This is a genomic window from Achromobacter colocynthidis, assembly GCF_057334535.1.
On sequence record NZ_JBHFIZ010000031.1, the window covers coordinates 20,971 to 30,288 of the forward strand.

The following is a 9,318-nucleotide window of genomic DNA, read 5'->3' on the forward strand; positions in this document are numbered from 1 at the left end:
GCCAGAGGGTGTCGATGCCAAAAAGCGATGTTTAAGCGTGCAAAGAGGATTGCACTGAATCTAAAATCATCGCATGAATCGTATCGCCAAGCTTTTGCCATCCTCACTCCCGCCCGGCCGCGCGGCCGGAATTCTTATGGCAATGCTTGGCGCGGTGCTGTTTTCGGCCAAGGCGATCGTGGTCAAGTTCACCTACCGTTATGGCATCGACGCGGTCACGCTGATCGCCTTTCGCATGCTGTTTGCGATGCCCTTCTTCGCGGCGGTGGCCTGGCATCAGTCACGTCGCGCCGCGCGCGGCGAGATCGTGACGATGACAAGCAAAGAGCGCATCCAGGTCATCGTGCTGGGGCTGTTGGGCTACTACCTGTCCAGCTTCCTGGACTTCCTGGGCCTGCGCTACATCACCGCCAGCCTGGAACGGCTGATCCTGTTCCTGTCGCCGTCGCTGGTCGTGCTGCTGTCCGCGTTCTGGTTCAAGCGTCCCATTGAGCGCCGGCAATGGCTGGCCATGGTGTTGTCGTATGCCGGTGTGGTGCTGGTGTTTGCCCATGACCTGTCCTTTGGCGGCGGGGGCGAGGTGCTGTTAGGGTCTTTGTTCGTTTTTGGCTCGGCGGCAAGCTATTCTGTCTACCTGATTTGTTCCGGCGAACTGATCAAGCGGGTCGGTCCGACGCGCTTGGTGGCCTACGCCATGCTGGTTTCGTGCGTGGCCTGCATCATCCAGTTTTTCGTGATTCACCCGCCGTCGATGCTGATCCAGCCGGCGGGTGTTTACGGGTATTCCGTGATCCACGCCACGCTGAACACCGTGGTGCCGGTCTTCATGCTGATGTGGGCGGTGTCGCTGATTGGCGCGCCCACGGCATCATTGCTGGGCATGGTGGGGCCGGTGTCCGTGCTGTTTTTGGCGTCGTGGTTCCTGGACGAGCCCATTACCTTGTGGCAGTTGGCGGGAACCGCGCTGGTGTTGACCGGCGTGTTCGCCTTGATGGGCGGCGGCGCCGGCAGGCCGGTATCCGACGCAAAGCGCGCGGCGGAACCGCCGTCGCGTTAAAGCCTGGTTTTCCCGATTTATTCGCATCATTTCCATTGAAAGGAGGCCAGCATGGCCAGCAATCTCGTCAAGGCAATTCGTATTGAGCAGCACGGTGGTCCTGAAGTCCTGAAGCTGGTTGACGTGGAAGTTCCGCCGCCCGCCGCCAATGAAGTCACGATTGAACAGCACGCCGCCGGCCTGAATTTCATCGATATCTATTTCCGCACGGGCTTGTACCCGCATCCGCTGCCGCACGGCCTGGGTTTCGAAGCCGCGGGCGTGGTCACGGCCGTTGGCGCCGACGTCAAGCACCTGAAGAAGGGCGACCGTGTGGCGTATGGCCAAAGCCCCATCGGCGCCTACGCCAAGGCCCGCAACGTGCCGGCCAATCAAGTGGTCACCGTGCCCAAGGGCATTGGTTTTGACGAGGCCGCCGCGCTGATGCTCAAGGGCCTGACGGTGCAGTACCTGTTCCGCCAGACCTACCGCCTGCAAGGCGGTGAGACCATTCTGTTCCATGCGGCCGCGGGCGGCGTGGGCCTGATCGCGTGCCAATGGGCCAAGGCGCTTGGCGTGAAGCTGATCGGCACCGTGTCCAGCCCGGAAAAAGCCGAACTGGCGCGTGCCAACGGCGCTTGGGAAACCATCGATTACTCGCGCGAAAACGTGGTCGAGCGCGTGCTGGAACTGACCAAGGGCAAGAAAGTGCCGGTGGTGTATGACGGCGTGGGCAAGGACACCTGGGAAACCTCGCTGGACTGCATCGAGCCGCGCGGCCTGATGGTCAGCTTTGGCAATGCGTCCGGCCCCGTGGCCGGCGTCAACCTGGCCGTGCTGAACCAGAAGGGCAGCCTGTACGTGACGCGCCCGTCGCTGGGCGTGCATGTGAACACCCTGGAAAAGCTGCAAGCCGCCTCCAAGGAAGTGTTTGACCTGGTCCTGAAGAAGAAGATCAAGGTCCGCATCGACCAGCGCTATAGCCTGGAGCAGGCCGGCGAAGCGCAGACCGCGCTGGCATCGCGCAAGACCACCGGCGCTACGGTGTTGATGCTGGACTGATCCTCTGCATCTGGCGCGCGGCCCCCAAGGTGGGCGCGCGACGGGGCCGGGCAGGGCGCGCAATGCGTGGCCTGCCCGGCCTTTTTATTGGCGTGTCCCCGTGCGCAGAATGACAAATCCCCATGCACGGCCCGACAAGCCAGCGATAAAGCCCGTTGCTATTCTGGCTCCACACTTTTCGTTGGAGCTTTCAGATGTCTTCAGCAAGCGCATGTGCCACGGCCGACCGCCCGGAATTGGCCGCCATCCGGGAATTCATGCTGATAGACGGCAAGCCGGTGCACGATGGGCAGGGCCAGCCTATCCCGGTGTACGCCCCGGCCACGGGCCGCGTCATTGCCCATCAACCCGATGCGGGCCCCGCCCAGGTGGACCTGGCGGTGCAAGCCGCGCGGCGCGCTTTTGCCTCCGGGCCGTGGCGCGACACGTTGCCGGCCGGCCGTGAACGCCTGCTGCTCAAGCTGGCTGACTTGCTGGAACAGCACGGCACCGAACTGGCGCGCCTGGAAACCCTGAACAACGGCAAATTGCTGGGCATCGCACAGGGCCTGGAAGTGGGCGCCGGCGCGCAATGGCTGCGCTACATGGCGGGTTGGGCCACGAAGATCACGGGCGATACCTTGTCGCTGTCGATTCCTTTCCCGCCCGGCGTCCAGTACAGCGCCTATACCCTGGCGCAACCGGTGGGCGTGGTGGGCGCCATCATCCCGTGGAACTTCCCGTTGCTGATGGCGGTGTGGAAGATCGCGCCCGCCTTGGCCGCCGGTTGCACGGTGGTACTCAAACCCGCCGAGGAAACCCCCTTGACCGCCTTGCGGCTGGCGGAGCTCGTGCTTGAGGCGGGCTTTCCGCCCGGCGTCGTCAATGTCATCACCGGTCGTGGCGAAACGGCCGGCGCCGCGTTGGTGGCGCATCCGGGCATCGACAAGATCGCCTTCACCGGCTCTACCGAAGTGGGCAAGCTGATCGGGCGGGCCGCCATGGACGACATGAAACGCGTGTCGCTGGAACTGGGCGGCAAGTCTCCCGTGATCGTGCTGGACGACTGCGACGTCGACCACGCCGTGCAGGGCGCCGCCGCCGCCATCTTCTTCAACCAGGGCCAAGTGTGCACGGCCGGCTCGCGCCTGTATGTGCAGCGGGGGCTCTACGACAAAGTCGTGCAGGGGCTGGCCGACGTGGCCGCCGGCATGAGCTTGGGGTCCGGTTTCGACCCGGCGACGCAGATTGGTCCGCTGATCTCGGCGCGGCACCAGCAGCGCGTCATGGACTACATCGGCATCGGCCGGGCCGAAGGGGGGCGCGTGCTGACGGGCGGCGTGGCCGGCGACGGGGAAGGCTATTTCGTGCGGCCCACGGTGTTCGCGGACGTGCCGCAACAAGCCCGCATCGCACAGGAAGAGATTTTCGGACCCGTCGTCGTGGCGCAGCCCTTCGATAGCCTGGACGACGCCGTGCGCCTGGCCAACGACAGCGCCTTCGGCCTGGGCGCCAGCATCTGGAGCAACGACCTGACCCGCGTCCAACGCCTGATCCCGCGCATCGATGCGGGCACGGTCTGGGTCAACACCCACAACATGCTGGACCCGAACATGCCGTTTGGCGGCTTCAAGCAATCCGGCGTCGGCCGCGAACATGGCCGAGCCGTGCTTGAGATGTATCTAGAGAAGAAGTCTGTTTGCATCGCGTATTAGTACGGCGGGCAGCGCTGACCAAGCCGGGGCATACCGGCGGCGGCGCGTTCGCGACAACCAAGGGGAAATGGATGGCAGGCAAGACATACGGCCGCGCCCGGGTGGGCGCCGCGCTGGCGCTGGCAGGGGCGGGCGCATTACAGCCGGCTTGGGCGGGTGACCCCAGCGCGCGCGACTGGATCCCCGCGCCGGTGGGCACCAATATCGTGGCGGGCTATCTGGCGGGCCTGCGCTCGTCCGGGTTGTACTCAGAGGGCAAGCGGGTCGACGATGCGTCGGTAGACGTGAACGCGCTGGTTTATCGCCAGATGCACTACCGTGATTTCTACGGCAAGACGGTGCAACTGGAATTCATCGTGCCCATGTACCGCACGTCGCTGGATTTGCCGGGCATGCCCGGCGATCATCAAACCGGCATTGGCGATGTGACGCTGGGCTCGGCAATCTGGCTCTACAACAACGAGCAGACCAAGACCTGGTTCGCCTGGGAGCCCTTCATCGTGGCGCCGGTGGGCCGCTACGACGGTTCGCGGCCCGACGTGTCGCCCGGCAAGAATCGATGGTCAACCATTCAGGACTTTTCCTTCGTCAAAGGGGTGGGCGAATCCACCTTTCTTGAAGCGATCGCCGAAGTGGAAATCTACGGCCGCAACACCGACTGGTACGGCCAGACCTTGAAGAAAGACCCGTCGTTCCGCTTCTTCGCGCTGGCCTCGACCAACCTTACCCCGGACACCTACACGGGCATCCGCTACCGCTACGAGACGGGCGGGCGCGAAACCGCATCGGGGGAAACGGTGGCCACCCGGGCCCGCAATCACCAGGTGGCGCTTGAACTGACGCACCAGCTCAACGACGCCAACCAGATTCAAATGCAGTACATCCACGACCTGAAGGTCGAGAACGGGCCGCGAATGCGTGGCGTGCAACTGCGCTATGTCTACGCATTCTAGGGAATCGGATCATGAGACCAGGAGAATATCGATGATTGCGCTTCGAGCCAGATCACGAGCGTTGCGGGCAGGCCGGTGGGCGCTGTGCGCTGCGTTGGCAAACGCTTCGGGCCTAGCCTGGGCAGACTTGCCCATAGAGGAACTCAAGGGCGGCACCCGCTTGCCCCCCGCCACGGCGCACCGGCTGTACGTCATGGACGCGGCCTTCAACCACCTGGTCGACAGCCGGGTCAACATCTATGACGGCGATACCGGCAAATTCCTGGGGCTGGTGCCGACTTCGTTCAACGGCCACATGACGGTGTCGTCCGACGGCCGCGACATCTATGTCATGACGACCTATTACGAGCGACTCAATCGCGGCAAGCGCACCGACGTCATCGAAGCCTGGGACGCCGAAACCCTGACGCCCAAGTACGAGGTGCCCATTCCGCAAAAGCGCGCGCAAGCACTGAACTACCGCAACTATCTGCGCCAAAGCACCGATGGCGAACTGCTCTTCGTGCAGAATGCCACGCCCGCCACGTCCGTCACCGTGGTGGACGTGAAGACGCGCCAGTTCGCCGACGAGATCACCGCCGCGGCCGGGTGCTGGAGCGTCATTCCGCTGCCTTCGCGCCCGCGCAGTTTCACCACGATATGCGGCGACGGCGCGCTGCTGACCATCGACCTGGACGCGGCCGGCAAGCCCGCCGCCCAGCATCGCAGCCAGCCGATGTTCGACCTGGAAAAAGACCCCATCTTCACGCACACCGAGAACCTGGGCGACACCTTCTACTTTGTGTCCTACAACGGCAACATCTACACCGCCGACTTCAGCGGCAAGGAAGTCAGTTTCGGCAAGCCATGGTCACTGCTGGACGCCTCCGGCAAGGACCAGGGCTGGCGGCCGGGCGGCTACAACCTGCTGGCCATCAACCGCGCGCTGAAGCGGCTGTACGTGGGCATGCATCCGAACGGCGCGGAAGGCACGCACAAAACGCCCGCTGCCGAGATCTGGGTCTATGACCTGGAATCGCGTAAGCGCGTGGCGCGTGTGCCGGGCAAAGGCGCGCTGTCGATGTCGGTGTCGCAGGACGACAAGCCGCGCCTGTTCACCATCGACGGCGGCAGCGTCAGCGTCTTTGACGCCGCGCCGGCCGCACCGGTATTCAAGACCACCATCCAGGCAGCGGGCGAAACCGCGTTGCAGGTCGAGCCGCAGCCGTTCAAGGGGGCGCCATGAACGATCCCGTCCTGTTCTATGGCGCGAGCGCCGCGCTGGCCTGCGTGCTGCTGTTGGGCGCGCTGGAAAAAATGAAGGATGTGGCGGCATTCTCGGCAGCGGTGTCGGCCTACGACATCCTGCCGTCAAGCTTCAGCGGCGTGTTTGCGCGCGGCTACGTGCTGGCTGAGCTGGCGGCGGGTGTGTTGCTGCTGATACCCGGGCAGCAAGCCGCGGGCGCGGTGTTGGCGTTGGGGGTGCTGGCCGTGGCGACCTTGGCGCTTGCGTACAACCTGGCGCGCGGGCATCGCGGCATTGATTGCGGTTGCGGCGGGCCGGCTTCGCGCGCAGCGGGCGGCGCGCAAACGGGCTTGTCCTGGTGGCTGGTGCTGCGCAACGGCGTCCTGGCGCTTTGGGCAATGCCAGCCCTTGCTTCCCTGGCGGGGCAAGCGCGCAGCCTGCAATGGGCGGATGCCGCCGCCGTGTTCGGCCTGGCGATGACCGCCGTGGGCCTGTACTTCACCGCCAATCACTTGTTGGCCTCGCATCTCAAGCTGCGGAATCTTTGAAGGAGTTTCATATGGATGCCTTGATCATTTCCAATTTCCTGCTGTGGGGCGTGGTGCTGTGCCTGGTGCTGGTCATCCTGGCGCTGTCCCGGCAGATCGGCGTGTTGTATGAGCGGGTGGCGCCGATGGGCGCGCTCACCATGGACAAGGGCCCTGCCGTGGGCGAGGCCGCGCCGCGCTTTGCCTTGCCTGATCTGCTTGGGCGCCGCATCACGATCGGTGAACGCGGGCAGCACAGCCAGTTGCTGTTTTTCCTGTCGCCAACCTGCCCGGTGTGCAAAAAACTGCTGCCTATCCTGAAGTCGGTCGCCAATACTGAAAGTGCGTGGTTGCGCATCGTGTTGGCCAGCGACGGCGAGATGCCCGAGCATTTGGCGTTCTATAAGCAGGCCGGGCTGGAGCGCTTTCCGTACTTGCTGTCCACCGAGCTGGGCATGAAGTTTCAGATCAGCAAGCTGCCCTATGCGGTGCTGCTGGACGAGACGGGCACCTTGCGCGCCAAGGGCCTGATCAATTCTCGCGAGCAGTTGGAAAGCCTGTTCACGGCCAAGGAACTGGGCGTGGCGTCGGTGCAGGATTTCCTGGCCGCAAGCACGCTGGACGAGACCCGGATTTCCCGCAAGGAGAGCGGCAATGCACTGGCTGGATAAACTTGGAGAGCGCGCCACGCGCTCGGTTGCGCACGCTACGTCGCGTCGCAGTGTGCTGAACCGCATCGGCAAACTGTTGGTTGGCACGGCCTTTCTGATGCCGGTGCTGCCGGTGGCACGGGCGGCGCCCGCGGCCGGCAAGAAGCCGCAAATGGACGACACGGCTTGCGATTACTGGCGCTACTGCGCGGTGGACGGCTTTTTGTGTTCGTGCTGCGGCGGCAGCATGACGTCGTGCCCGCCCGGCACCTCGCCATCGGCCGTATCGTGGGTGGGCACGTGCCACAACCCCCTGGACGGCAAGGACTACCTCATCAGCTACAACGACTGCTGCGGCAAGACGGCGTGCGGCAAGTGCATGTGCGCGGCGGCTGAACGTGAACGTCCGGGCTATCAGATGTTCCTGCACAACGACGTGAACTGGTGCATGTCCAACGAATCCTCGATCTTCCACTGCACCACGTCGGTGATCGTGGGCTTGGCCAAACCCCAGCTCAAGGCGCCGGCCAAACCATGAGGCCAGGTGGCAAACGGCGAATGACGGGACGTCGGCGGCCCTGGGTTGCCGGGGTCGCGGGGGTTGCAGTCCTGCTGCTGGTTGCGGGGCAGGCGGCGGCGGACGATGCGTCCACGACCGACCGCCTGCGGCAGGCCGTGCGCGCCGACTACGTCCTGCAATGCGCGGGATGCCATCGCGTGGACGGTCGGGGCAGCAACCCGCATGGCATTCCAGATTTTCGCCAGTCGGTGGGCGCGTTCGTGCATTTGCCCGCGGGCCGCGAATACCTGATCCGCGTGCCGGGCGCCGCCCATTCGCAGCTCAGCAATGCCGAGCTGGCGGCCGTGCTGAACTGGGTGCTGACGGAGTTCAGCGCCGCGCAATTGCCGGCCGATTTTGCGCCCTATACCGAAGCCGAAGTGGCGGTGGCGCGCCCGCGTCGGTACGACGACGTGGTGCCGGTGCGCCATGATCTGGCCAACAAACTGTCGTCCATGGGCTTCAACTTGTCTGCATATTCTTACGGCAGCGACAGAAAACCCTAGCCCGGCAAGAACTTAGGGGTTGTCACGGATATTCCCTGCCCAAGCGCGGTGCTAGAAAGAGGCAGCATTCCATTCAACGCTGTAGCTGTGCCGCAGGGCTTGCCGTTCAAGGCACAAAAGGCACGCCGTTTCGAGACGCCGGAGTCGCCATGTCATCATCGCTTTTGCACAGTCCGCCCAGGCATTTCCTGGACTGCGCCAGTTGGCAGGAAAGCATCAGCAGCACCTTCGGGCCCTTGGAAGTGTCGGCGGTGTCCCCAGCGCGTTTTCGTAATAGCGTAGCGGTGGATTCACTGGGCTGGATGCACGTCAGCGAACTGCGTAGCAGCGCGCAGCGCGTGCGCCGCAGCAAGCTGCTGGCAGGGCGGTCCGAAGAGGCTGGCTACAAGGTCACGCTGCAACTGGCGGGCCGCAGCGAAATTCGCCAATCCAATCGCACGGCCTTGCTGATGCCGGGGGAATGGAGCATCTACGACACCACGCGTCCCTACGAGGTTGATGTTGACGAGGGGGCGCACTTTCTGGTGATGCAGGTGCCGGGCAAGCATGCCGAAACCTGGCAACCGCATATGCAAAACGCCGTGGCGCGCAGCTTCAGTGCGCGGCAGGGTTGTGGCCGCATGGCCATGGACCTGTTGCGCGTGGCCTTGGGCGAGCATGCCCATTTGTCGGAAAGCGCTGCGCGCGACGCGGCCAATGCCGTGCTGCAGATGATGGGGCTGGATATCAGCGAACGGGCGGGAGGGCTGGCCGAGCAGGATCAGGCCGGTTTGAAGCATGCTCAGTTGCGCCGCGTGCAGCAGCATATTCTTGAAAACCTGCACGATCCGGCCTTGTCGCCGGCGTCCGCCGCGGCGGCATTCCGGATGTCGCGCCGCTACCTGTACAACCTCTTCGCGCTGGCATCCACCACGCCCGCTGACTTCATTCTTGGCGCCCGGCTTGAGCGCTGTCGCGACGTGTTGCGCGATACGACGCAGGCGGCGCGGCAAATTGGCGATATTGCCTACCGCTATGGATTTTCAGACGCGGCGCGATTCAGCCATGCATTTCGCAAGCGCTTCGGGGCATCGCCATCCGAATACCGGCGCCCGGAGCGCTAGGGC

10 protein-coding genes are annotated in these 9,318 nt (G+C 64.2%); all 10 read left to right on the plus strand.

Translation table 11 applies throughout. From position 1 onward, the window contains the following. The first annotated feature begins 73 nt into the window (after positions 1–73). The 10 genes from ACE04A_RS13770 (at position 74) to ACE04A_RS13815 (ending at position 9,315) form a co-directional block, all read left to right on the plus strand. Positions 74–1,057 (plus strand): DMT family transporter, encoded by a 984-nt coding sequence (locus ACE04A_RS13770; protein ID WP_485820218.1) that lies wholly within the window; start codon positions 74–76, stop codon positions 1,055–1,057. A 51-nt stretch (positions 1,058–1,108) separates the two neighbouring features. Further along, positions 1,109–2,098: a quinone oxidoreductase family protein gene (locus ACE04A_RS13775; protein WP_050449071.1), complete on the plus strand. Its 990-nt coding sequence runs from the start codon at positions 1,109–1,111 to the stop codon at positions 2,096–2,098. Positions 2,099–2,292: 194 nt separating this feature from the next. Next, positions 2,293–3,792 (plus strand): phenylacetaldehyde dehydrogenase StyD, encoded by a 1,500-nt coding sequence (styD, locus tag ACE04A_RS13780; protein ID WP_485820219.1) that lies wholly within the window; start codon positions 2,293–2,295, stop codon positions 3,790–3,792. A 71-nt stretch (positions 3,793–3,863) separates the two neighbouring features. Beyond that, on the plus strand, positions 3,864–4,745 hold the full coding sequence (locus ACE04A_RS13785) for a transporter (RefSeq protein ID WP_259253190.1): 882 nt from the start codon (positions 3,864–3,866) through the stop codon (positions 4,743–4,745). 31 nt (positions 4,746–4,776) lie between these two features. Continuing rightward, positions 4,777–5,970: an amine dehydrogenase large subunit gene (locus ACE04A_RS13790; protein WP_448717908.1), complete on the plus strand. Its 1,194-nt coding sequence runs from the start codon at positions 4,777–4,779 to the stop codon at positions 5,968–5,970. Then, entirely contained in the window at positions 5,967–6,518 is a 552-nt protein-coding gene (locus tag ACE04A_RS13795; RefSeq protein WP_448717910.1) for a MauE/DoxX family redox-associated membrane protein, read from the plus strand. The genes ACE04A_RS13790 and ACE04A_RS13795 overlap by 4 nt, the downstream gene beginning before the upstream one ends. Positions 6,519–6,529: 11 nt before the next feature. Beyond that, complete coding sequence (gene mauD, locus ACE04A_RS13800) at positions 6,530–7,168, plus strand: methylamine dehydrogenase accessory protein MauD (RefSeq protein ID WP_279996837.1); 639 nt, start codon at positions 6,530–6,532, stop codon at positions 7,166–7,168. Then, complete coding sequence (locus ACE04A_RS13805) at positions 7,152–7,685, plus strand: methylamine dehydrogenase light chain (RefSeq protein WP_448717912.1); 534 nt, start codon at positions 7,152–7,154, stop codon at positions 7,683–7,685. Before mauD ends, ACE04A_RS13805 begins: the two co-directional genes overlap by 17 nt. 20 nt (positions 7,686–7,705) lie before the next feature. Next, positions 7,706–8,212, plus strand: a complete 507-nt coding sequence (locus tag ACE04A_RS13810; protein WP_485820220.1) for a c-type cytochrome — start codon at positions 7,706–7,708, stop codon at positions 8,210–8,212. A gap of 149 nt (positions 8,213–8,361) precedes the next feature. After that, complete coding sequence (locus tag ACE04A_RS13815; RefSeq protein WP_448717916.1) at positions 8,362–9,315, plus strand: AraC-like ligand-binding domain-containing protein; 954 nt, start codon at positions 8,362–8,364, stop codon at positions 9,313–9,315. The last annotated feature ends 3 nt before the right edge of the window (positions 9,316–9,318 follow it).

Coding starts and splice junctions, on each gene's coding strand:
- ACE04A_RS13770 (WP_485820218.1), top strand. CDS start 74: ATGAATCGTATCGCCAAGCTTTTGCCATCCTCACTCCCGCCCGGCCGC.
- ACE04A_RS13775 (WP_050449071.1), top strand. CDS start 1,109: ATGGCCAGCAATCTCGTCAAGGCAATTCGTATTGAGCAGCACGGTGGT.
- styD (WP_485820219.1), top strand. CDS start 2,293: ATGTCTTCAGCAAGCGCATGTGCCACGGCCGACCGCCCGGAATTGGCC.
- ACE04A_RS13785 (WP_259253190.1), top strand. CDS start 3,864: ATGGCAGGCAAGACATACGGCCGCGCCCGGGTGGGCGCCGCGCTGGCG.
- ACE04A_RS13790 (WP_448717908.1), top strand. CDS start 4,777: ATGATTGCGCTTCGAGCCAGATCACGAGCGTTGCGGGCAGGCCGGTGG.
- ACE04A_RS13795 (WP_448717910.1), top strand. CDS start 5,967: ATGAACGATCCCGTCCTGTTCTATGGCGCGAGCGCCGCGCTGGCCTGC.
- mauD (WP_279996837.1), top strand. CDS start 6,530: ATGGATGCCTTGATCATTTCCAATTTCCTGCTGTGGGGCGTGGTGCTG.
- ACE04A_RS13805 (WP_448717912.1), top strand. CDS start 7,152: ATGCACTGGCTGGATAAACTTGGAGAGCGCGCCACGCGCTCGGTTGCG.
- ACE04A_RS13810 (WP_485820220.1), top strand. CDS start 7,706: ATGACGGGACGTCGGCGGCCCTGGGTTGCCGGGGTCGCGGGGGTTGCA.
- ACE04A_RS13815 (WP_448717916.1), top strand. CDS start 8,362: ATGTCATCATCGCTTTTGCACAGTCCGCCCAGGCATTTCCTGGACTGC.